The following is a 22,924-nucleotide window of genomic DNA, read 5'->3' on the forward strand; positions in this document are numbered from 1 at the left end:
ATTTTTTTTCTAGTCCTGCTGCCGATCAGTCAAGCTGGCGGTGGGTGCGGCAGTGGGGCTCAAGGCGGGTGGGTCGCGGTGTGTTGGCTCGCTATGGAGCTGATAACGCAGACGAGTCAGCCACCAGCCGAATTGCTGGCGAGCCGGTCGGTTGGGCCGGTTGGTCGCATTCGGCGGTCGCATTTGCCGGTCGCTTGCGCTGATGTCGCAAACGATTCAGCTCCATAGGCGCGTTGCCTCAGGTTGCCACCAACCGCTGAGCCGGCGTCTCAAGCACCGACGGCAGCCGGAGCGTCAGCGGCCGTCCCGGGGGCCGAAGACGGCCAGTGCGTCGGCGTCGCTGTGCTGGGAGCGCAGGTACTCGTCGGCCCAGGCCGCCGCGTCGGGGAAGGTCGACTCCGCAGCCACCCGGGCGCACGCCACGTCCACGTCGAAGGCGGTGCGACGGAGCTGGACGCCCGGCCCGAGCAGTGCCCACCACGCGCCCGCGCCCCCGTACGGCATGCCGATGCTCCCGGGGTTGACCACGAGGCGTCGGTCCACCAGTCGGGTGAAGGGCATGTGCGTGTGGCCGCAGACCACAGTCGTGACCTCGGCCGGGAGGCCGGCGAACACCTCGGCCCAGCGCGGCATCCGGGAGTCGACGAGCACCACCTCCTCGTCGTCCCGAGGAGTGGCGTGACAGAACAGTGTCGGCCCGAGCCCGTCGATCGCGAACGTCGCCGTCGCCGGCAGGGTCACGAGACGAGCCACCTGGTCGTCGCGGAGCTGCCCGGCGGCCCAGTTCGACACCTCGATCGACGCGGCCTTCCCGGCTCGTGCCTCGACCAGTTCGCGGTCGGCGTTGCCGCCCACCCAGCAGACCCGGTCACCCAGGTCGGCGAGCACGTCCAGCACCTCGACCGGCTGCGGACCGGCCGCGATGTCGCCGGTCAGCACGATCAGGTCGGCGGCGGCGACGTCCGGCTCGGCCAGCACGGCCTCCAACGCGGGAAGTACGCCATGGATGTCGGAGAGCACGGCAACTCTGTTCACCATGGCCCCACCCTCACCGCTTCGGCCGCGCCGAACCAGTCTTTCTGCGCCCGGCAGACGAAACGTCCCCGCCCACCGTCGATGACGGGAGGCGGGGACCTGACGTGCGGCTCAGACGCGGGCGCGGCGGGCCAGGCGCTCCGGGTCCAGGATGATGATGCTCTTGCCGTCCAGCCGAAGCCAGCCGCGCGAGGCGAAGTCGGCCAGCGCCTTGTTGACCGTCTCCCGGGAGGCGCCGACGAGCTGGGCGATCTCCTCCTGGGTGAGGTCGTGGGTCACCCGCAGGACGCCGCCGTCGCGGGTACCGAACCGCCCAGCCATCTGGAGCAGGTTCTTGGCGACCCGACCCGGCACGTCCGTGAAGATCAGGTCGGCGAGCGAGTCGTTCGTCCGACGCAGCCTCCGGGCGAGCACCCGGAGCAACTGCTCGGCGATCTCCGGGCGGTTGTTCAACCACGGTCGCAGCGCCTGCTTGCGCAGTCGCACCAACCGGGTGTCGGTCACCGCGGTAGCGGTCGCCGTACGCGGACCAGGGTCGAAGAGCGACAGCTCACCCACCATGTCCGACGGCCCCATCACCGCGATCAGGTTCTGTCGGCCGTCCGCTGCGCGGCGACCAACCTTGATCTTCCCAGACAGCAGGATATAGAGGCTGTCGCCGGGCTCGCCCTCATTGAAGACGATCTCGCCCTTGCGGACCTCGATCGTCTCCATCTCCTTGGCAAGCGCCTCGGCAGCTTCCGGGTCGACACCCTGGAAGATCCCGCTGCGGGCCAGTACCTCGTCCATCGCGCACCTCCGGTTACGCGGGCCGTCCGTCGGCCGGGGTCGCCGTCCGCTGATCCCCTCGCGCGCCGCCAAGTCTAGGCGCACATGAGCATGAATCAGAGGTCGCCCCTGGAATCTTGATCGGTGGGCGTAACCTGCCCGACGTGCTGAGCGAGCCGACTCTGACCAGCCGTGCCGAGGACGGGCGGGACATTCCACTGCTCTTCTGGCGCGCGACCGCGCCCCTGCGGACCGTCAGCAGCGGCCCGCTGGGCGGTGGCATCGGGGTCCGGCGGTGGGTGCTGAACGCGACCGTGCCCATGTCGTACGACAGTGATGACCCCGCCGCGCACCTGGCGGCGCTCGCCGTCGACCTGGCCCTCGACGGGCCCGGGGTCGGCCTGCTGACCGGGGTGCACGTCGGCGAGGTGGTGGCCCGGACCGACACCGGGGTGCGGGTCTGGGCGACGGTCGGGCTCGGCACGCCGGTGCTCGCGGCCGCGCCGACGCCGGCCGGGCTCGTCCAACGGGTCGGCACTGTCAACATCGTGGTGTACGTGCCGGCCCGGCTCGCCGACTCGGCACTCGTCAACGCGGTGGCCACGGCGACCGAGGCGAAGACCCAGGCGATCAGCGAACTCGGGCTACCCGGGACCGGCACCCCGACCGACGCGGTCACCGTGCTGTGCCCGGTCGACGGGCCGGAGGCCGCGTACGGGGGGCCGCGCTCCAGTTGGGGCGCCCCGCTGGCCCGAGCGGTGCACGCGGCGGTGCTCGCCGGGGGCTCCCAGACGGTCGTGCCCTGGTCAGAGCAGGTCAACGACTGAAGATTCGACCGATCGGCTGTCGTCGGCGCGTTTACGGCCCGGTATGGTCGCGGGCGATGTATGCTCCCGCCCCCCTCGCGTCCCGCCCGCGTCGCCGTGTCGCCCTAGGCCTCGCCGCACTGCTGGCCGCCCTGCTCGTCGCCAGCTGCTCCGATGCGGGTGGCGAGGCTCCCGTCTGGCAGCCCGGTGCCGGCGGCGGTGGCACCGGCGCACCGGTGGCCACTGCCGAACCGGGCGCCACCGCGCCCGCAGCCTCCGGCGCGATCTCGCTCTCCGCCACCGGCGACATCATCATGGGCAACGCGCCGAGCCGGCTGCCCGCCGGCGGCGGGAAGGGCTTCTTCACCTCGGTCACCGAGGCGCTGAAGGCAGACCTGGTGATGGGCAACCTGGAAGAGCCGTTGACGGTGGACACCGGCACCGGCAAGTGCGGGGCCAACTCCACCCGCTGCTTCCAGTTCCGTGCCCCGCCGGAGTACGCGGCACACCTGCGCGACGCCGGGTTCGACGTGCTCAACCAGGCCAACAACCACGGGTACGACTACGGGCCGAAGGGCTACGAGAACACCCAGAAGGCGTTGGAGAAGTACGACCTGAAGCACACCGGCGCGCCGGACCAGATCACAATTGTCGACGTCAAGGGGGTGAAGGTCGCCGTTGCCGGCTTCTCGTCGTACGTCTGGTCGAACAGCCTTGTCGACATCGCCAAGGCGAAGACGGTGGTCGCCAAGGCCGCCACCATGGCCGACCTGGTCGTGGTGCAGGTGCACATGGGCGGCGAGGGAGCGGAGAAGACCCGGGTGAAGCCGGGCACCGAGATGTTCCTTGGCGAGAACCGGGGCGACCCGGTCAAGTTCTCCCACGCCATGATCGACGCCGGTGCCGATCTGATCGTCGGACACGGGCCGCACGTGCTGCGCGGGATGGAGTTCTACCAGGGGCGCCTGATCGCGTACAGCCTGGGCAACTTCGCCGGCGGCGGCAACTCCCTGAACAACGACGGGCGTCTCGGCTGGGGCGGCGTGCTGAAGGTGTCGCTCAAGCCGGACGGCAGCTGGGCCGGCGGCTCGTTCACCTCGACGTACATGAACGACGCCGGCAAGCCGACGATGGACCCGAACAAGCGGGGCCTCGGTCTGGTCACCGAGTTGAGCAGTACCGACTTCCCGAAGGGTGGTGCCCGGCTCGACGGACAGGGCAAGATCTCGCCGCCGACCGCCGGTTGACCCGTCGGGAACGTCCGGGGTCCGACGTAGGCTGACCGTCGTGACCAGTAGTCCTCCCGCCGCCAGCGAGACCGACCTCGGGCGCACACGCCGCGCCCGCAAGATCGGCCGGGTGCTGACCGAGACGCACCCCGACGCCCATTGTGAGCTGGACCACTCCAACGCTCTGGAGTTGGCCGTCGCCACCATCCTCTCCGCGCAGTGCACGGACAAGAAGGTCAACGAGGTCACCCCCAAGCTCTTCGCCCGCTACCCGAGCGCCGCCGCGTACGCCGGGGCCGACCGGGGCGAGATGGAGGAGCTGATCCGGCCCACCGGCTTCTACCGCAACAAGACCGACTCGCTGCTCAAGCTCGGGCAGGCCCTCGTCGAGCGGTACGACGGGCAGATCCCCGGCCGCCTCGTCGACCTGGTGACGCTGCCCGGCATCGGCCGCAAGACCGCCAACGTGATCCTCGGCAACGCCTTCGACGTCCCGGGCATCACCGTCGACACGCACTTCCAGCGGCTGGTCCACAGGTGGCGGCTGACCACCGAGACCGACCCGGTGAAGATCGAGCACGCGGTCGGTGCGCTCTACCCCAAGCGCGACTGGACCATGCTGTCGCACCGGATCATCTTCCACGGGCGCCGGGTCTGCCACGCCCGCAAGCCGGCCTGCGGGGCGTGCACCCTCGCGAAGCTCTGCCCCTCGTACGGCACCGGGCCGACCGAGCCGGCAGCCGCCGCGAAGCTGCTCAAGGGCCCCCGGGCACGCGACCTCGCGGTGGCCGCCGGAGTCGACCCGGATCTGGTGCCCGCCCAGGCGGTCGCCGCGGAGGTGCCGTGAACCGCCGCCTCGCGCTGCTCGTCCTGCCGCTGCTCCTGGCCGTCGCCGGCTGCACCGCGGACAAGGCCAGCGACGAGCCGGCTCCCCGACCGGCCGCCGCCGAACGACCGTCGCCGTTTCGGGACTGCGCCACGCTGGGCACGGCGCCCACGGCCGCCACCACGCCGGGTTCCGGCACGAAGACCCCCGGCACGACCGCCCCCGCCGCTGGTGGTCAGGCGCTGCCGGAGCTGACGCTGTCCTGCTTCACCGGCGGGGCGCCGGTCGCGCTCCGGTCCGTCGCCGGGCCGGCAGTGATCAACGTCTGGGCGTCCTGGTGCCCACCGTGCCGGAAGGAGTTGCCCGCCTTCCAACGACTGAGTCAGCGGACCACCGGTCAGCTCCAGGTGGTCGGGGTCAACAGCCGGGACAGCCGCAGCGGCGCCCAGTCCATCGGTGAGGACTTCGGCGTCCGGTTCCCGATCCTGGTGGACCAGGGCGAGGCGCTGCAACGCGAGCTGAAGCGCAACGCCATCCCCCTGACCCTCTTCGTCGACGCCGACGGTCGGATCCGGCACATCGACGCCAGCGGCGCGCTCGACGACGCCCAACTCGCCAAGCTGGTCCGCCAGCACCTCGGCCTGACGGTGCCCGCGTGACCCGTCGACCACCCGAATGGATCGACCCGCTGCTGACCCGGCTGGGCACCGCCCGCGCCGAGGACTTCACCCGGTTGACCACCCCTGCCGAAGGTGGCCGGGAGAGCGCTGTGCTGGTGCTGCTCGGCGAGCAGCCCGACACCGGCCCCGACGTGCTGGTCCTGCAACGGGCCGCCACCCTGCGTACCCACGCCGGCCAGCCGGCCTTCCCGGGAGGTGCGGCCGACCCCGAGGACGCCGACGTCCGCGCCACCGCGCTGCGCGAGGCGAACGAGGAGGTCGGCCTCGACCCGGCCAGCGTGACAGTGCTCGCCGAGCTGCCGAAACTGTGGATCCCGGTCAGTGACTTCGTGGTCACGCCGGTGCTGGCCTGGTGGCACGACCCGCACCCGGTGTACCCCTGCGAGCCGGCCGAGGTCGCCCACGTCGCCCGCCTGCCGGTCAGCGAGCTGGTCGACCCGGCCAACCGGCTGCGGGTCCGCCACCCCAGCGGCTGGATCGGTCCGGCGTTCTCGGCACGCGGGATGCTCGTCTGGGGCTTCACCGCCGGGGTGCTGGCCACCCTGTTGGAGATGGGCGGCTGGGCCCGTCCGTGGCCGCGGGACCGGGTGGTCGAGCTGCCGCCGAGCGGGGCTACCCCGGCACCGTCGGCGGGCACCGACGATGCTGACGAGACAGCCCTACGCTGACCGCACGGTCACCTTCGGCAAGCGATGGTCATCTGGCGGGCGCACTGCCCGTACGCTTGACCCGTGTCCGTCGTGGATCTCGTCCTGCTGCTGCTCATGCTCGTGTTCGCGATCAGCGGATACCGCCAGGGTTTCGTCATCGGCATCACCTCGCTGTCCGGCTTCTTCCTCGGTCTGCTGCTGGGTCTCCAACTCGGGCCGCTGTTCGCCAGACAGTTCGTGGACGCCGGCACCCGTGTGCTGATCTCGCTCGTGGCGATCTTCGGGCTGGCCGTGGTCGGGCAGGCGCTCGCCGGCTGGCTGGGCTCACACCTGCGCAAGACGATCACCAGCGACGTGGGCAAACGGGTCGACGACGTGGGTGGCGCGCTGGTGTCGCTGCTCGCGGTGCTGCTGCTCGCCTGGCTGGTAGCGGTGCCGCTCGGCTCGTCCTCGGTGCCCTGGCTCGCCGCGTCGGTGCGTAACAGCGCGTTGATCTCGGTGGTCAACCAGGTCGTGCCGGACCAGGCCCACCGGTTGTCCACCGCGTTGGAGGACACCGTCGACACGGACGGCTTCCCGGACGTCTTCGGTGACCTCGCGCCCACCCGGGCCCGCCAGGTCGACCCGCCCGACCCGGCGCTGGCCGGCTCGCAGGTGGTGGTCAACGGTCAGCGGTCGGTCGTGAAGGTGCTCGGTTCCGCGCCGGGCTGCTCGCGTCGCATCGAGGGCTCCGGCTTCGTGTACGCCGACGACCGGGTGATGACGAACGCGCACGTCGTGGCCGGCACCCGCTCGGTCGCCGTGGAGTTGGGCGGCGAGCGGTACGACGGCAAGGTGGTGGTCTACGACCCGGACCGGGACCTGGCCGTGCTGCTGGTGCCCGGGCTGCCCGGCCCGTCCATGCGGTTCGCCGCCGGCAACGCCGGCAGCGGCTCGGACGCGATCGTGTTGGGCTTTCCGCTGGACGGCCCCTACAACGCACAGTCGGCGCGGATCCGCGACGTCGACAAGATCAAGGGGCCGGACATCTACTCCTCCGGTGACGTCACGCGGGAGATCTACACCATCCGGGCGCTGGTGCGCAGTGGCAACTCCGGCGGTCCGCTGCTGTCCGCCAACGGCCTCGTGCTCGGCGTGATCTTCGCGGCGGCGGCCGACGACCCGAACACCGGATTCGCGGTGACCGCGGCCGAGGCTCGCCCGGTGGCGTTGGCCGGCGCCGAACGAAACCGGCAGGTGGCCACCGGCGAGTGCACCTGAGCGCCGCGCGGATCAACTCCCGGCCGACACCACCGGTCGACGCCCGGTCGGCAGCGTCGCCCGGCCCCACCGCAGCCCTCGGTCCAGCACCGCACGAGCCATGATCGCCACGCAGGTGCCGCCGTTGAGGAAGGACGCCACCACGTCGCTGGGGTGGTGCATTCCCCGGTACATCCGGGTCAGCGCAACCCCCAGCGGCACCATCAGCAGCAGCGTCCACCAGGCGACCTTCGCCCCGGTGCTATGCGCCCGCAGGGCCATCAACACGGCGATGCCGACGTAGAGCGCCACCGCCGCGGAGGTGTGCCCGGACGGGAAGCTCGACGTGGGTGGCGAGACGTCCATGTGCTCCACGGCCGGCCGCTGTCGGTCGATCGCCAGGGTGGTCAGCAGGAACACGAGGGCCTGGGCCGTCACCGCCGCACACAGGAACAGCGGCTCCCGCCAGCGCTTCAGCCAGAGCCGCAGCGCCAACGCCACCAGCACGGTGACCACGACGATCATCTGGGTGCTGGCCAGCGTGCTGAACACCAGCGAGACGTCGTTCCAGCCGCCGGTACGGTCGGCGGCCAACTCCCGGTTCACCGCGTCCTCGACGGTGAACGGCCAGGTCCGGGCGAACACCCGGGTGACCAGCATCCCGAGCAGCACCATGAGACCGAACAGGAGGGACACCGGCAGCAGCACCCGCCGGACGATCAGGACCACGGTGTCGGACATGGGTCGGCCAGTACCCGCCCGACGTCGGCGGCATGCCTCAGGCCGCTCCGGGCTGCCGCTCGACCTCGGGGGCGACACCGTCGCGGGTGGGCCGGACCGGCCGGAGACCGTTGTGCGCCCGCCAACTGGTGAACGCGGCGGTGGTCGCCGCGACCACCGCCACTCCGAGCAGCCAGCCGCCCAGCACATCGCTGGTGAAGTGCACGCCGAGCGCCACCCTGCTCAGCCCGGTGAGCACGGTGAGCAGCACCGCGGCGACCCAGAGCACGACCCGCGCCGCCCCGCGCCCGACGTACGGCAGGAGCACCAGTAGCAGCACCCCGGCGGCCAGTGTCGCGTTCAGCGCGTGCCCCGAGGGGAAGGAGTAGCCGGCGGCCCGTGCCACCGGGTCCAGCAACTCCGGCCGGTCGCGGCCGACGAGCAGTTTGAGCAGCGGACCGACCAGGCCACCGACGACCATGGTGGTGGCCGCCCAGAGAGCCAGCCGGCGAGCCCCCCGGCGCAGCAACCAGACCACCAGGAGCAGGGCCACGGCACGCAGCGGCATCGGCGCGAACACCTCGGTCCAGATCCGCATCAGCACGACCCACCCCCTGTGGTCCTGCGCGTAGCCGTGCAGGGCGTCGGTGACCGCCGTGTCCAGCCGGTGCAGCGGCGCCCACGCACCGAGCACCAGCAGCGTGAGCAGCGCGAAGGGCACCAGTACCAGGAACGCGGCCGCCGCGGCGAGGGTCAGCCGCAGCCCCAGTGAATGGTCGGGGTCGAGTCGGCGGTGCCGCCAGGACGACTGCTGGACGGAGGCGAGGGTGGGCGGCTGCTGCGTACTCATTCGTCGGTTCTACCCGACCGGGCGCCCGGTCAGACCTCCCGGTCGTTCGCGGTCAGCGGGCTCGGTGCCGGAACCGGCGGATCATCAGCGCTGCGCTGCCGACCAGGGCGACGACCAGCACGAGACCGATCCACAGTTGTTCCGGAGCGGACGGGTCCTGGCCGCCGGCAGCACGGGCCGTCCACCGGGTCTGCTGGTGGGGTGCGGTGAGCCCGAGCGGGTCGCTGCCGGCGCCGGCCACCGGTTCGTCGTCGGCCGAGCCGGGCGCCGGGCCGAAACCAGTCACACCCGGCGACGTCTGGTCGTCGAGCGGGTTGACGGTCACCGGCGGCACGTCGGCGGTCAGCGCGGCCACCGGGTCCACCACCCCGTACCCGAAGCGGTCGTCCCGCCCGGTCGGGCCGATGTCCCGGGCGGTGGCCAGCAACCGGTTGACCACCTCACCGGCGGGCATCTGCGGATAGCGGGACCGGACCAGCGCGGCGGTGGCCGTCACCAGTGGCGCGGCGAAGCTCGTGCCCTGCACCCGCCAGTACCCGTCGGGGGACTTCGCGCCGACCAGCCCGCTGGCGGGAGCGGTGAGCACCGTCGCCCGCCCGGTGATCGACCCGGACCACAGGTTGTCGCTACCGCGTTCGAGGCCGGCGACCGCGACCACTCCCGGCTCACGGGCCGGGTACCAGACCTTGGTGCTGGTGGACGTCGCCAGGTTGCCGGTGCAGGCGATGACGACCACGTCCCGGACGAACGCGTAGTCCAGAGCCGCGGCCAGGGCTGGGCTGTCGCCGCTGCCACCCAGGGACAGGTTGATCACGCGGGCGCCGTTGTCGACGGCCCAGCGGACCCCCTGGGCGACGATCAACGCGTCGTCGTAGCGGTTCTGCTCGTCGAGCACCCGGACCGGCAGGATCCGGGCGTCCGGCGCCAGGCCGACGACGCCCCGTTTGTCGTCCTTGCGCCCGGCGATCAGACCGGCGACGGTCGTGCCGTGCCCCACCGGATCCGGGCCCGCCCCGCCCCCGGGGCCGACCAGATCCTTGCCGGGCAGCACCTGGCCGACCAGGTCGGGATGGTTGCCGTCCACTCCGGAGTCCACCACGGCGACGGTCACGCCTCGACCGGTCGAGCTGCGCCAGGCCGTCTCGGCGCGCAACTCGTCGAGCTGCCACTGTTCGTCGCGAACCTGGTCGGTGCGGGCGACCGCGTCGCCAGGGGCGAGGGCCATCGACGCGCCGGCGAGCTGTCCGCCGTTGGTGGGCGTGGCGACGGGCACGGCCGCCGCGGTCGGGGCCACGACAGCGAGCGCCGCGGCGACACCGAGCAGCGCCCGGCTGGCCGCTCGGCGGGCCGCTGACGGACCGCTGTGCCGAACCCCAGTCACATCCCCAGCCATTCATCCCGACGGAACCATGACGATCGGAGATTACCGGTTTCCTCACCTGTCACGGGAGGAACCGGCGAGTCAGGTCATGGTGGCGGAAGTTGTGCCAGCTGGACGAGGCGTACGCCCTCCCGCCGGGTGACCAGTCGACCACGCCCCGGCGGCAGCGGGCCGGGGCGTACCGGCCCGACGAGCGCGCCCTCGTCCGGACTGCCCGCCATCACCAGACCGGCGGTGGACAACTCCCGCAGCCGCTGCACGATCGGCTCGTACTGGGCGCGGCCCGCGCCACCCGACCGGCGGGCCAGCACAAGGTGCAGCCCGACGTCGCGGGCGTGCGGCAGGTGCTCCTCCAACGCCCGCAGAGGGTTCGCGGGCCCGGCCGCCACCAGGTCGTAGTCGTCCACCAGCACGAACAGCTCCGGGCCGGACCACCAGGAGCGGTCCCGAAGTTGCTGCGGGGTGACCTCCGGCCCCGGGGCCCGCCGCTCCAGGTAACCGGCAGCCGACTCGATCAGGTCGGCGGTGTGTGCCGCGGCGGTGCCGTACCCGATCAGGTGCGGCGTCTCGATCGCGCCGAGCAGACTGCGCCGGTAGTCGACAAGGATCACCCGAGCCTGCTCGGGCGTGAACCGCGTGATGATCGACGTGGCCAGCGCCCGCAGGAACGACGACTTGCCGCACTCCGAGTCCCCGAAGACCACAAAATGCGGCTCGGTGGCGAAGTCGAGCGACACCGGGCGCAGGTCCGCCTCCGCGATCCCGATCGGCAACCGCAGGCCGGTCGTCGCGGCGAGGCCCAGATCGGCGTACGGCAGCACGGGCGGGAGTAGCCGCACGCGGGGCGCCGGAGGACCCGCCCACCCGTCGGCGGCCCGCTTCACCAGATCCGCGGTGTCCCCGGCGGCGGCACCGAGCTGCGGTGACGCGGTGAGGAAGTGCAGGCCCTCCGCCGTCACCCCCCGGCCGGCGCGCTCCGGCACGTTCGCGGCCGCACGCCTCGCCACCAGCGAGTCGGACGGGTCACCGAGGCGCAACTCCAGCCGTGAGCCGAACAGGTCCCGGATCGCCGGACGGAAGTCCAGCCAGCGCAGCGCGGTGGCGACCACGTGCACCCCGTACGACAGGCCCCGGGTGGCCAGGTCGGTGACCAGGGGCTCCAGGTCGTCGTACTCACCTCGGACGGTGCTCCAACCGTCGACCAGCAGGAACACGTCACCGAACGGATCGATACCCGGTTGGTTGGTCGTCCCCGCCGCGGCTCGGCGCTGCCGGTACACGGCCATCGACTCCACACCCAACTCCGCGAAGCGGCGCTCCCGATCCGCCAGCAGAGTGGTCATCTCGCCGACGGTGCGCCGTACGGCGGTCGGGTCGGCCCGACCGGCGACCCCGCCCACGTGCGGGAGGTCGCGTAGCGCGGCCAACCCACCACCACCGAAGTCCAGGCAGTAGACCTGCACCTCGGCCGGCGTGTGGGTGAGCGCCAGCGCACAGATCAGCGTGCGCAGCGCCGTCGACTTGCCGCTCTGCGGCGCGCCGACCACCGCCACGTGCCCGGCAGCGCCGTCCAGCGCCAGCCAGAGCAGGTCCCGACGCTGTTCCAACGGTTTGTCCACCACGGCCATAGGCACGCTGAGCGCGCCGTGCAGCTCCGGGTTGTCCACGGTCAGGCCGCGTACCGGGTCGACCCCCACCGGGCCGAGCAGCTCGTCCACTGTCGGCGGTTGACCGAGCGGGGGGAGCCAGACCTGGTGCGCCGGCGGACCCTGCCCGACAAGCCGGTCCACCAGGAGGTCGAGCAGGGTCTCCCGGCCCTCCTCCTCGGCCACGACGGGCACGACCGGGGTCGCCGGCTCGGGCACGGGTACGGCGTGCGTGGTGAAGGTGAGCAGCCGGGCGCCACCCTCGACGGTGGCGCCGGCCGCCACCGTCCGCCGGCGGACGGCACCGGACACGTACGCGGCCTTGAACCGGGCCAACGGGTCGGTGCCGGCGCGCAGATAACCGTGACCTGGCGAGCGGGGCAACTCGTGGGCGTCCGGCACCCCCAGCACGGTGCGGGACTCCAGCGCGGAGAAGGTCCGCAGACCGATCCGGTACGAGAGATGGGTGTCCAGCCCGCGAAGCCGTCCCTCCTCGAGGCGCTGACTGGCGAGCAGCAGGTGCACACCGAGTGAGCGGCCCAGCCGGCCGATCTGCACGAACAGGTCGATGAAGTCGGGCTTGGCGGAGAGCAGTTCGGAGAACTCGTCGCAGATCAGCAGCAGCGACGGCAGCGGGGCCAGCGGGCTGCCGGCTGCGCGGGCCCGCTCGTAGTCGCGCACGCTGGCGAAGTTGCCGGCGCGGCGGAGCAGTTCCTGCCGGCGGACCAGTTCCCCGTTGATCGCGTCGACCATCCGGTCGACCAGCGGCAGCGCGTCGGCCAGGTTGGTGATCACGGCCGCCGTGTGCGGCAACCTGTCGAACGAGGCGAAGGTGGCGCCGCCCTTGAAGTCGACCAGCACGAAGTTGAGCTGCTCGGAGCTGTGCGTGGCGGCCAACCCCAGCACCAGCGTGCGGAGCAGCTCGGACTTACCGGAACCGGTCGCCCCGATGAGAAGGCCGTGCGGGCCCATTCCGTCCTGGGCGGACTCCTTGAGGTCCAGTTCGATGGCACCGCCGTCGGTGCCCACCCCGATCGGCACCCGCAGCCGCTCCCGTGCCGAGCGCGGCAGCCAGCCCTGCTCGGCCGTGAAGCTCTCCGGGTCGCCGAGGCCGAGCAGCTCGGGAAGGCCCAGGTCGGCCTGGAGTGGGGAATCGGGCCCACGGGCCGCGCCGGCGAGCCGGAGTGGGGCCAACCGTCGGGCGACCGCCTCGGCGTCGGCGAGGTCGAGCTGGTCGGCGGTGCCGACGTCGGCATGCCCGTCGGTCGACCGCGAGTGCAGTCGTCGGCCGTGCAACTCCAGCAGCAGCGCGTACCGGTCGAGCAGCCGAGGCGGGGGAGTGTCCAGGTCCAGCACGGTGACCGCGTCGATGCCGCCGTCACCGGTCAGATCACTGGCGCCGGTCAACTCGCCGCCGTCGAGGACGACCACCACGTGCGGGCCGTCGGTGGCCGGCCCGGCCGGGCTGAATCGGGAGCGGCTGGCCAGCACGTCCGCCAGCAGCCCTTCGAGCTCGGCGGCGGAGCTGGTCACCAGTCGCAGCGGGCCGAGCGCGTCGGTGCGGCTGGGGTGATGTGCGTGTGGCAGCCACTTCACCCATTCCCAGCAGGCGCGGCGTTCCGGTCCGGCGCAGACCGCGACGAGGAGCTCGTCGGGAGCGTGGAAGACCGCCAGCTGGGTCAGCACGGCCCGGACCAACGCCTGCGCCACCGGGTCACCGGTGGGTGGGCCGCCGGTCGTGGGGGCGCCACCCGCGGCCCGGCCGGCGGATCGGACGTGCACCCGGGCGAAGCTGCGCAGCGAGAGGGCCACCGGCAGGTCCGGCACCACCGAGTACGCGTCCAGGAAGCGACGCAGCGCGCCGGCGGTCATCGGTTCCAGCTCCTCCAGTGGCCGGGTCACCGGTGCGACGAGCGGGGTGGCCAGGGTCTGCGGCCCGACGGCGACGCGGACCACCGCGAAATCCGGGTCGCCCGGTCGCCGCTCCCAGACCCGGTGGCTGTCGACCGTCGACCAGAGCCGACCCGGGTCGGGATGCCGGTAGAAGAGCCCCGCCCGCTGCTGGCCGGCGGTCCGCCGCACCCGCCGCCGCAGCGTGGCCAGGTGCCGCAGGTACTCCCGCCGGGCGGCCATCATCTCGGACTTCTTCGGTGTGCCGGAGGCGCTGCCCCAGGACGTCACCAACATCGCCAGCGAGGAGAGCCCGAACATCCCGCCCACCACGTACGAGTAGGCGCCGCCGCCCCGGCCGAACATCATCGCCATCGCGACAGTGCCGCCGAGCATCGGCAGCAGCATGAGCATCTGCTGCCATCGCCCGCCGGTCACCACCGGAATCTCCGGCGGCGCCTCCACCGGCAGTTCGCCGGCGGGGATTTCCGGCGCTGGTCGGCGCGGCGGACGCTTGATGACGACGGTGGACACTCGGCCTCCTGACAGCGCTGGGTAACCCGAGCTGGACTCATGGTAGGTAAAGTCCTGTCGTCCGCGCAGCCTCCGACCCCCGTCGATATGGAGACCAGTCGATGACTACCGGGCTGGCCCGCGTCACCATCAGCGCGCCGCAACGACGGCTGGACGTCGCCCTGCCGGAGCAGGTGCCCCTGGCCGAACTGCTGCCTGACGTGCTCCGACACGCCGGCGTCGGGTTGGCCGACGACGGCGAGCAGCACGGCGGTTGGGTCCTGCGCCGCACCGACGGCGGGGTGCTCGCGACCGCCCAGGCGCTGTTGCCGCAGGGTGTCCGCGACGGCGAGGTGCTGCACCTGGTGCCGGCCCGTGCGCACTGGCCCGAGTTGGAGTACGACGACGTGGTCGAGGCGATCGCCGACGGCGCCCGCCGCCGAGGCGGTGCCTGGTCGCCCACCGCCACCCGCGTCGCCAGCCTGGCCGGTGCCGCCGTCCCGCTCGCCGTCGGACTGCTGGCCCTGTTCGTCAGCGGCCCGACGCACCGGCCCGGCTGGTTGGCGGCCGCCGCGGTGGCGCTGGTGCTCACCGTGGCCGGCGCGGTGGCCTCCCGCGCCAACGGCGACGGAACGACCGGGGCGACGCTGGGCGGCTACGCGCTGCCGTACGCGTTCACGGCCGGCGCCCTCGCGGTCGGCTCCGGCGACCCGGTCGCGCCGTTCGGCCCGGCCCGCTGGGTGGGCGCCCCCGAACTGCTGGCCGGCTCGGTGGCACTGCTGCTGGTGGCGCTGATCGGCCTACTCGGGGTGGCCAGCCGGCTACGGGTCTTCGTCGCCGGCGTCACGGTCGGCCTGACCGGTGCCGGTGCTGCGCTCGGCGGGCTGCTGCTGACCCCGGCCGGCACGGCGGCGGTGCTGCTCAGCGCGCTGGTCTTCGCCGTCGGCGTGATCCCGCTGCTGGCCATCCGGCTGGGCAAGCTGCCCCTGCCGCCCATCACCCTGCCGACCTCGGCCCCCGTGGACGAGCCCGCGCGGGCCCGCGATCTCCCGGACCGCGGCCGGGTGCACGCCGCGGTGATCCGTACCGAGGAGATGCTCACCGGCATGTTGATCGGGCACGCCGTGCTGGCGGTGGCCGCAGCGGTCGTACTAGGGGTCGTCGGTGGAACGGCCGGCCGGGTGCTCGTGGCGGTCACCTCGGCCGTGCTGCTGCTGCGCTCTCGACTGTTCGTGGCGCTGCGGCACCGGGTTCCGACGGTGCTCGCCGGCCTCGCCGGCTACGCGATGCTCGGCACCGTACTGGTCGGCCGGGTCGACGAGCCGGCGCGGCTCGCGCTGGTCCTGGGTGGCGCGGTGCTGGCCCTGGTGACGATCGCCGCCGGCACCGGGTACGCCCGCCGGCCAGTCTCCCCGTACGTCGGACGGGCTGCCGACCTCACCGACACGGCGCTGGTGGTCGCCGTGGTGCCGATCGCCTGCGCGGTGCTCGACCTGTACGACAGGGCCCGGGGGCTGCTCGGTTGAGCGGCCACCGGGCCCGGTGCGTCAACGGTCGTCAGTGCAGGGATTCGCCGCGCGCCTCGGCGTCCCTGGCCCGCTGGTAGGAGGCGTGGATCTCGGCCTCGGCCTCGGTGCGGCCGACCCAGGTCGCGCCCTCCACCGACTTGCCGGGCTCCAAGTCCTTGTAGACCTCGAAGAAGTGCTGGATCTCCAGCCGGTCGAACTCGCCGAGGTGGTGGATGTCGCGCAGGTGCTCCTGGCGAGGGTCCTCGTAGGGCACGCAGAGGACCTTGTCGTCCCCGCCCTTCTCGTCGGTCATCCGGAACATGCCGATGGTGCGGCAGCGGATCAGGCAACCCGGGAAGGTCGGCTCGGGGACCAGCACCAGGGCGTCCAGCGGATCGCCGTCCTCACCCAGAGTGCCCTCGATGAACCCGTAGTCGGCCGGGTACTGGGTGGAGGTGAAGAGGGTGCGGTCCAACCGGATCCGGCCGGTCTTGTGGTCCACCTCGTACTTGTTCCGGTGACCCTTCGGGATCTCAACCGTAACGTCGAAATCCATCTGCACGCTCCCTCGTCTGCCCACGCTGGCTAACGGAACCACTGGCGCCCTCCGGACAGGTGAATGCCCACCCGCCGACTCCGGCCGCCGCATAGTCTTCGGACCGAAGTAGTGTCACCCAAGCCGATTTTCGCTGGGGGAGGAGGGGGTCGTGGGGAGGGAAGATTCACACTACCGCCCGGACGGGGGCTCCGGGCACGGTACCGGACGATCCGGTTCCGGCGGTGCGACGGGTCGCGTCCCGGTGCCTGAGGCTCACCTTCCACGGACTCCCGAGCCGGCGAACCAGCCGCCGGAGGCGTCGCCCGAGAGGCCTCCGCCGCTGCCCTGGCGCCCGCCGGGCGGGTCACCCCCTCCCGGCCCGAACAACGGTCGCTTCCCGGTGCTCGGCGGTGACCGACCGGCGAGCGGCAGGCCGCAGGGAAACGCCTCGGTGCCGGTCAGCCCGGCGTCGGGCGGTTCGCCGCGGGGCAGTGCGTCGGTTCCGGTCAGTCCCGTTTCGGGCGGTTCGCCGAGGGGCAGTGCGTCGGTGCCGGTCAGTCCCGCGCCGGGCGGTTCGTCGCGCGGCAGTGCCTCGGTCCCGGTGAGCACCGCGCCGCTCAGCCCGGCGTCCGGCCACGCCCCGAACACTCCCGGCGGCGTCCCGCCGCTGGGCCCGCCGATCTCCGCGCTGCCCGCGTCCGCCGATGCCGCGCCCGCGCCCGTCACGCCGGGCCGCCGTCGGCGGCTGCCGGTGGTGCTGGCCGTCGTGCTGTTGCTGGTGCTCGCCGGCGTCGGAGTCGTCGTCACCCGACCCGGCCCTGTCGCCGGCTGGCTGGGCGACGACGCCGGGTCCGGCCCGAAGGCTGCCGCTGTGACCCCGGATCCCGATCCGTCGGACGTGCTGGCCGGCCCGGACGCGAACGCGCCGTTGCCCACCGCCGACGGGGTTCGTGCCGTGCTCGACCCGCTGGTCGGCGTCGCCGCACTCGGCAGCCGGGTGAACGTCTCGGTGGCCGACGTGATCTCCGGCCAGACACTGTTCGCCAAGGGCGCGGACGACGGCACGGTCCCCGCCTCGGTGACCAAGCTGGCGACCGGGGTGACCGCGCTGGCCGCCCGTGGACCCGGTTACCGGATACCCACCCGCGCCGTCGCCGGTGCGAAGGCCGGCGAAGTGGTGATCATCGGGGGCGGCGATCCCACCCTGGCGATCGACAAGAAGGGCTACTACCCGGGGGCGGCACGCCTGGACGACCTGGCTGCCCAGGTGCGCACCGCGCTCGGCGGGGCCACCCCGACCAGTGTGACCGTCGACGGGTCGGTCTACTCCGGCCCGGTCTACGGCCCGGGCTGGGACGACGACATCCCCACCGGCGGGTCCGGCGGCGCGGTGACGGCGTTGATGACCGACGGCGCGCGCAGGGACCCGAGCGTCGACCACGGGGCGGCCGCGCGGTTCGCCGAACCGGACCTGGCCGCCGGCAAGGCGTTCGCCCGGCTGCTCGGCGTGCCGACCGACACCGTGAAGCGTGGCACGGCACCGGCTCCGGCCCAGGCCGCAGCCGGTGGCACCCCGGCGCCCGGTGCCGAGCTGGGCGTGGTGCAGTCCCCGCCGATGATCCGGATGGTCGACATCATGATCAGCGAGAGCGACAACCTGGTGGCCGAGGCGTTGGCCCGCCAGGTCGCGTTGGCCCGTAACCAACCGGCCTCGTTCGACGGTGGCGCCGCCGCGATGGACGCGCAGGTGGCCGAGCTGGGTCTGCCGGCCGACGAGATCACGCTCTCCGACGGCAGCGGGTTGTCCCGCCGCAACCGGATCAGCCCGTCGCTGCTGACCGACCTGATCCGGCTGGCGGCCAGTCCGGACCATCCGGAGTTGGCCGGCGTGTTCGGCGGTCTGCCGGTGGGCGGCTGGTCCGGGACCCTGGACGAGCGCTACCGGAACACCCCCGGCACCGCCGCCGGTGCGGGCAGCGTCCGGGCCAAGACCGGCACGCTGACCGCCGTGCACTCCATCGCGGGCCTGGTCACCACCGCCGACGGTCGGCTGCTCACCTTCGCCGTGCTCACCGACCAGGTGCCGGGCGGGAAGGAGACCGCCCAACCGGCGCTGGACCGGATCACCGCCGCGTTGGCCGGCTGCGGCTGCGGCTGACGGTCGCCGAGCCGGGGTCGTCCGGCCCCCTGCCGGACCGGCCATCGGCGTCGATCGAGGACGCGAGGCCGGGCCGGGGTGTCGCGGCGCGGGTACGGTGGGTTCATGGCGCAGTTCGTGGACTGGGATCTGGCCGCCGCCACCGCGGGGGCGTTGAGCAAGTCGGGCCCCCGGGTGTCGTACGCCGAGGCCACCGACGTGGTCGGCGACCTGCGGCGGCTGACCGACGAGGCGGCCGGGCACGTGGCCGACTACACGGGGTTGACGGCGCAGGTGTCACACCCGCCGGTGCGGGTGGTCGACCGCCGCGACTGGGCGGCGACCAACATCGCCGGCCTCCGTGAGGTGATCACCCCGCTGGTGAGCCGGCTCTCCGGTGACAAGCAGCCGGGCGCGTTGACCGAGGCGATCGGGTCCAGGTTGACCGGGGTGCAGGCCGGGACGGTGCTGGCCTACCTCTCCGGCCGGGTGCTCGGCCAGTACGAGGTCTTCTCAGCCGACCCGGGCCAACTGCTGCTCGTCGCGCCGAACATCGTCGAGGTGGAGCGCAAGCTCGGCGCCGACCCACGGGACTTCCGCCTCTGGGTCTGTCTGCACGAGGTGACCCACCGGACCCAGTTCACGGCAGTCCCGTGGATGCGGGCCTACTTCCTGAGCGAGGTGCAGGCGTTCGTCGACGCCTCGTCCAGCGGGAGCGAGCACCTGGTCGAGCGCTTGCGGCGCGGGGTGGCCACCCTGTCCGAGGCGGTCCGCGACCAGGACAGCCGCACCAGCGTGCTGGACATCGTGCAGACCCCGGCGCAGCGGGCCGTGCTGGACCGGCTCACCGCGTTGATGACCCTGCTGGAGGGGCACGCCGAGTTCGTCATGGACGGCGTCGGGCCCCAGGTGATCCCGAGCGTGGAGCGGATCCGGGCGTCGTTCAACCGCCGCCGTGAGGCTGGCAACCCGCTGGAGAAGGCGATCCGTCGGCTGCTCGGGGTGGACGTCAAGATGCGCCAGTACGCCGAGGGGCGCAAGTTCGTGCACGGTGTGGTGGAGCGGGTCGGCATGGAGGGTTTCAACTCCATCTTCAACTCGCCGCTCACGCTGCCCCGGCTGTCGGAGCTCGGCGACCCGGACGCCTGGGTCGCCCGGGTGCACGGTCCGGCCGGCACCATCCCGGCCGCTGGCTGACCACCCGACGGTGGCCGTGCTCGCTCCGCCGGTGGCCGCGATCCGGGTGGCGGTCCGCCGTGCTCTGACCGGTCTGCCTTCGGAGGGGCCGGTGCTGGTCGCGTGCTCGGGCGGCGCCGACTCGCTTGCTCTCGCGGCGGCCACCGTGTTCGTGGCACCCCGTCTGGGTCGCGGCACGGTGCTCGTCAGCGTCGACCACGGCCTGCAGAGCGGCTCCGCGGAGCGCGCCGAGGCGGTGGCCGCGTGGGCCCGTGAAGCCGGTTTCACGGCCGCGTCGGTGGCCCGGGTGGAGGTGGCGGGGCGTCCGGGTGGGCCGGAGGCGGCTGCTCGGGACGCTCGGTACGAGGCACTGGCCGAGGCCGCCCGGCAGCACGACGCGGTAGCTGTGCTCACCGGGCACACACGTGACGACCAGGCGGAGACCGTGCTGCTCGCGCTCGCCAGGGGTGCCGGTCCACGCGGGCTCGCGGGGATGCCGGCCCGGCGTGAGCTGGACGGTGTGCCGCTGCTGCGTCCGCTGTTGGAGATCGGCCGGGACGAGACGCGCGCCGCGTGCGCCGTGCTCGGGTTGAACCCGTGGCAGGACCCGCACAACACCGACCCGTCGTACGCCCGGTCCCGGGTACGGGCCGACCTGCTCCCGGCGTTGGTGCGGGCGCTCGGGCCCGGGGTGGTGGACAACCTCGCGCGTACCGCCCGGTTGGTGGCGGCCGACAACGCCGCGCTCGACGAGTTGGCGGGGACGGCGCTGACGGCGGCTCGGCACCCCGACGGAGGGCTCTCCGCGCCGGCGTTGCTCGCCCTGACCCCTGCGGTACGCGGCCGGGTGCTGCACGCCTGGGCGCGGGAGCTGGGCGCCCAGCCGGGTGCGTTGTCGCACCGGCACGTCGGCGCGCTGGACGCTCTGGTCACCGCCTGGCACGGTCAGGGCCCGACGGACCTGCCCGGCGGCGTCCGGGTCCTCCGCCGCGCCGACCGGCTGGCCCCCGTAGCCGTCGGCTGAAACGCCGCCTGCCGGGCCGGGTCGCGGTCGGCGGAGCCGCTGTCAGCCGCTGTGTGCCCGGTCCCGGAAGGTGGTCCGGTAGCTGTGTGGGGTGGCGCCGACCCGGCGGCTGAAGTGGTGGCGCAGCGCCGCCGCGTCGCCGAAGCCGGCCTGGTCGGCGACTGCCTCCACGCTCAACGGGGTCTCCTCCAGCAGCCGGCGGGCCAGTAACACCCGCTGGTTGGTGAGCCAGTCGTGCGGGGTGGTGCCGGTCTCGGCGCGGAAGCGGCGGGCGAACGTCCTGGGTGCCATGCCAGCGCGCGCGGCCAACTCCTCCACGGTGATCGTCCGGTCCAGGTGGCCCATCAGCCACTCCAGCACCGGCTCCAGGGTGGGTGCCTCGGGTGCCTTCGGGATGGGCGCCTCGACGTACTGGGACTGGCCGCCGTCGCGGTGCGGCGGGACCACCATCCGCCGGGCCAGCCGGGTCGCCGTGGCCGAGCCGTGCTCCTGGCGGATCAGGTGCAGGCAGGCGTCGATGCCGGCCGCCGTGCCGGCGCTGGTGAGCAGCCGACCGTCCTGGACGTAGAGCGAGTTGCACCGCACGCGGGCGCGGGGGTGCCGGTGTTGCAGCTCGTCCACGTGCCGCCAGTGGGTCGTGCACTCCCGGTCGTCGAGCAGCCCGGCCGCGCCGAGCAGGAAGGCCCCGGAGCAGACGCTGAACAGGTACGCCCCGCGCGCGTCGGCACGGCGGAGCGCGTCGAGCACCGGGCCGGGGACGGTGGTGCCCTGGCTGTGCGCGGGTACGGCGACCAGGTCGGCCTCGTCGACCGGCCCGAGGTCGGCGTGTGGCGTGAGGTGGAAGCCGGACGACGTTCGCACCGGAGCGCCGTCGGGGCTGCACACCTGGAAGCGGTAGCCGGGGAATCCGTCGGCGGTGCGGTCGGTGCCGAACACCTCGGCGAGCACGCCGAGCTCGAACGGAGCGACCTGGTCGAGGGCGAGGACGGCAACGGATCGGAGCATGTGACGAGGGTAACCCGACAGGTGGCAGTAAATCGATGGTCACTGGCATTCCTGCCACTGTCCGGGCGGTTCGGGTGGGCGCAGACTGGTCTCAGTCCGGTGCGCACCGGCGGCGAAACCGACAGCAACCATGCGAAAGCGAGCGCCGCCATGGAGTTCCTGTTCCTTCTCCTGTTCCTCGTCCTGCTCGCCGCCGCCTCGGCGGCCGGGCTCACCGCGGACAGCCACGATTCGGCCGACTGGAAGCCGAGCGATGACGGTCGCCGATGGCGTTCCCGTACCAACTGATGTGATTAGCTCGATTTGCGTAGAAAATCCTTGGCGGGACCGCGCCAAAAGGTGCGGCCCCGCCGACGGAGGCCATCCGACGTACGGCAGGCTAGGAGTCATGGCTGACGGCTCCTGGTACGACGCCGACATCGACCACGTGATCATTTCTGAGGCGCAGATCCGCGAGAAGACGGCGGAGCTGGCCAAGCAGGTCTCCGCCGACTACGCCCACGTGGGCGACGGACTGCTGCTGGTGTGCGTACTCAAGGGTGCGGTGATGTTCATGGCGGACTTCGCCCGGGCGTTGGGCCGCAACGGCCCGCCGGCCGAGCTGGACTTCATGGCCATCTCCTCCTACGGCCAGGGCACCACCTCGTCCGGCGTGGTCCGCATCCTCAAGGATCTGGACCGGGACATCGCCGGTCGGCACGTGGTGGTCGTCGAGGACATCGTCGACTCCGGGCTCACCCTCTCCTGGCTGCTGCGCTACCTGGAGTCACGCTCGGCGGCGAGCGTCGAGGTGGTCGCGCTGTTCCGCAAGCCGGACGCGGTCAAGGTGCCGGTCCCGGTGAAGTACGTCGGCTTCGACATCCCCACCGAGTTCGTGGTCGGGTACGGCCTGGACTTCGGTGAGCGCTACCGAGAGCTGCCGTACGTCGGCGTGCTCAAGCCCGAGGTCTACGCCCGCTCCTGACGTCCCGGCTGCGAGCCGTAGCGGCGGCTCGACGGCGGTATGAGGCCCATTCGCATCGGCATCCATCAAGCCGACGTTCAGCGCGCTCTCAGGTGTTGCGGTTACCGTGGACCACGGTGGCCCGGAGGTTACTCCGCGCCCGACCCCCTCGACCGCGTGACCGGGCGTTCGGGTGGCCGGGCCGGACTCCCCGCCACGCCGGTTCCGACCCGGGGCGTTTGATGGTGCACGACTGCGGGGCTCGCAAGCTCACTCCTCGCGTACACGGTGTACCGTCGAATGACCGCGGCGCGGCAGTTTTCGCGCCTCGGGGTCGAGGCCGGCCCGCACGGCGGCTCC

The 22,924-nt window shown here is 72.7% G+C and carries 21 protein-coding genes; 12 read left to right on the forward strand and 9 right to left on the reverse strand.

Going from position 1 to position 22,924, the window contains the following annotated elements:
- Positions 1-294: 294 nt before the first annotated feature.
- Positions 295-1,038, reverse strand: coding sequence for a metallophosphoesterase family protein (locus tag FHU34_RS02925; RefSeq protein ID WP_145778571.1), 744 nt, complete (start codon positions 1,036-1,038; stop codon positions 295-297).
- A gap of 108 nt (positions 1,039-1,146) precedes the next feature.
- On the reverse strand, positions 1,147-1,824 hold the full coding sequence (locus FHU34_RS02930; protein ID WP_007466162.1) for a Crp/Fnr family transcriptional regulator: 678 nt from the start codon (positions 1,822-1,824) through the stop codon (positions 1,147-1,149).
- Positions 1,825-1,967: 143 nt separating this feature from the next.
- Between FHU34_RS02930 and FHU34_RS02935 the strand changes: the two genes are divergently transcribed.
- From FHU34_RS02935 to FHU34_RS02960, 6 genes are all read left to right on the forward strand, one after another.
- Entirely contained in the window at positions 1,968-2,630 is a 663-nt protein-coding gene (locus FHU34_RS02935; protein WP_145778572.1) for an adenosylcobinamide amidohydrolase, read from the forward strand.
- Between the two features lie 56 nt (positions 2,631-2,686).
- Entirely contained in the window at positions 2,687-3,856 is a 1,170-nt protein-coding gene (locus tag FHU34_RS02940) for a CapA family protein (RefSeq protein ID WP_145778573.1), read from the forward strand.
- Positions 3,857-3,896: 40 nt separating this feature from the next.
- Positions 3,897-4,685 (forward strand): endonuclease III, encoded by a 789-nt coding sequence (gene nth, locus FHU34_RS02945; RefSeq protein ID WP_145778574.1) that lies wholly within the window; start codon positions 3,897-3,899, stop codon positions 4,683-4,685.
- On the forward strand, positions 4,682-5,323 hold the full coding sequence (locus FHU34_RS02950) for a TlpA family protein disulfide reductase (protein ID WP_145778575.1): 642 nt from the start codon (positions 4,682-4,684) through the stop codon (positions 5,321-5,323). Before nth ends, FHU34_RS02950 begins: the two co-directional genes overlap by 4 nt.
- Positions 5,320-6,012: an NUDIX hydrolase gene (locus FHU34_RS02955; protein WP_145778576.1), complete on the forward strand. Its 693-nt coding sequence runs from the start codon at positions 5,320-5,322 to the stop codon at positions 6,010-6,012. The genes FHU34_RS02950 and FHU34_RS02955 overlap by 4 nt, the downstream gene beginning before the upstream one ends.
- A 63-nt stretch (positions 6,013-6,075) precedes the next feature.
- A complete protein-coding gene (locus FHU34_RS02960) occupies positions 6,076-7,254 on the forward strand; it encodes a MarP family serine protease (RefSeq protein WP_145778577.1) in 1,179 nt (392 codons plus the stop codon).
- Between the two features lie 12 nt (positions 7,255-7,266).
- On the opposite strand, the gene FHU34_RS02965 is transcribed toward FHU34_RS02960, so the two are convergent.
- From FHU34_RS02965 to eccCa, 4 genes are all read right to left on the reverse strand, one after another.
- Positions 7,267-7,974: a phosphatase PAP2 family protein gene (locus tag FHU34_RS02965; RefSeq protein ID WP_145778578.1), complete on the reverse strand. Its 708-nt coding sequence runs from the start codon at positions 7,972-7,974 to the stop codon at positions 7,267-7,269.
- Positions 7,975-8,011: 37 nt separating this feature from the next.
- On the reverse strand, positions 8,012-8,803 hold the full coding sequence (locus tag FHU34_RS02970; RefSeq protein WP_145778579.1) for a phosphatase PAP2 family protein: 792 nt from the start codon (positions 8,801-8,803) through the stop codon (positions 8,012-8,014).
- A gap of 52 nt (positions 8,804-8,855) precedes the next feature.
- Positions 8,856-10,196: a type VII secretion-associated serine protease mycosin gene (gene mycP, locus FHU34_RS02975; protein WP_145778580.1), complete on the reverse strand. Its 1,341-nt coding sequence runs from the start codon at positions 10,194-10,196 to the stop codon at positions 8,856-8,858.
- A gap of 74 nt (positions 10,197-10,270) precedes the next feature.
- A complete protein-coding gene (eccCa, locus tag FHU34_RS02980) occupies positions 10,271-14,254 on the reverse strand; it encodes a type VII secretion protein EccCa (RefSeq protein ID WP_145778581.1) in 3,984 nt (1,327 codons plus the stop codon).
- Between the two features lie 101 nt (positions 14,255-14,355).
- Between eccCa and eccD the strand changes: the two genes are divergently transcribed.
- Positions 14,356-15,759: a type VII secretion integral membrane protein EccD gene (eccD, locus tag FHU34_RS02985; RefSeq protein WP_145778582.1), complete on the forward strand. Its 1,404-nt coding sequence runs from the start codon at positions 14,356-14,358 to the stop codon at positions 15,757-15,759.
- Between the two features lie 31 nt (positions 15,760-15,790).
- Here eccD and FHU34_RS02990 read toward each other — a convergent pair whose 3' ends face one another.
- Positions 15,791-16,297: an inorganic diphosphatase gene (locus tag FHU34_RS02990; protein WP_145778583.1), complete on the reverse strand. Its 507-nt coding sequence runs from the start codon at positions 16,295-16,297 to the stop codon at positions 15,791-15,793.
- A 255-nt stretch (positions 16,298-16,552) separates the two neighbouring features.
- Positions 16,553-16,888, reverse strand: a complete 336-nt coding sequence (locus FHU34_RS02995) for a hypothetical protein (protein ID WP_145778584.1) — start codon at positions 16,886-16,888, stop codon at positions 16,553-16,555.
- A gap of 79 nt (positions 16,889-16,967) precedes the next feature.
- Between FHU34_RS02995 and dacB the strand changes: the two genes are divergently transcribed.
- From dacB to tilS, 3 genes are all read left to right on the forward strand, one after another.
- The gene (gene dacB, locus FHU34_RS03000; RefSeq protein WP_145785418.1) at positions 16,968-18,437 is read left to right on the forward strand and encodes a D-alanyl-D-alanine carboxypeptidase/D-alanyl-D-alanine endopeptidase; all 1,470 of its coding nucleotides are present in this window, start codon (positions 16,968-16,970) and stop codon (positions 18,435-18,437) included.
- A 105-nt stretch (positions 18,438-18,542) separates the two neighbouring features.
- Positions 18,543-19,613 (forward strand): zinc-dependent metalloprotease, encoded by a 1,071-nt coding sequence (locus FHU34_RS03005; RefSeq protein ID WP_088991339.1) that lies wholly within the window; start codon positions 18,543-18,545, stop codon positions 19,611-19,613.
- Between the two features lie 10 nt (positions 19,614-19,623).
- The gene (tilS, locus tag FHU34_RS03010; RefSeq protein WP_145778585.1) at positions 19,624-20,616 is read left to right on the forward strand and encodes a tRNA lysidine(34) synthetase TilS; all 993 of its coding nucleotides are present in this window, start codon (positions 19,624-19,626) and stop codon (positions 20,614-20,616) included.
- Between the two features lie 42 nt (positions 20,617-20,658).
- Here tilS and FHU34_RS03015 read toward each other — a convergent pair whose 3' ends face one another.
- The gene (locus FHU34_RS03015; RefSeq protein WP_145778586.1) at positions 20,659-21,621 is read right to left on the reverse strand and encodes a GlxA family transcriptional regulator; all 963 of its coding nucleotides are present in this window, start codon (positions 21,619-21,621) and stop codon (positions 20,659-20,661) included.
- Between the two features lie 150 nt (positions 21,622-21,771).
- On the opposite strand from FHU34_RS03015, the gene FHU34_RS32820 reads away from it, so the two are divergent.
- Together FHU34_RS32820 and hpt are read left to right on the forward strand one after the other, a co-directional pair.
- Positions 21,772-21,909, forward strand: coding sequence for a hypothetical protein (locus FHU34_RS32820; protein ID WP_167524754.1), 138 nt, complete (start codon positions 21,772-21,774; stop codon positions 21,907-21,909).
- Between the two features lie 100 nt (positions 21,910-22,009).
- Complete coding sequence (gene hpt / locus FHU34_RS03020; RefSeq protein ID WP_030328005.1) at positions 22,010-22,585, forward strand: hypoxanthine phosphoribosyltransferase; 576 nt, start codon at positions 22,010-22,012, stop codon at positions 22,583-22,585.
- Positions 22,586-22,924 lie beyond the last annotated feature (339 nt).

The organism is Micromonospora taraxaci, from assembly GCF_007830095.1.
GTDB classification, from domain to species: domain Bacteria; phylum Actinomycetota; class Actinomycetes; order Mycobacteriales; family Micromonosporaceae; genus Micromonospora; species Micromonospora taraxaci.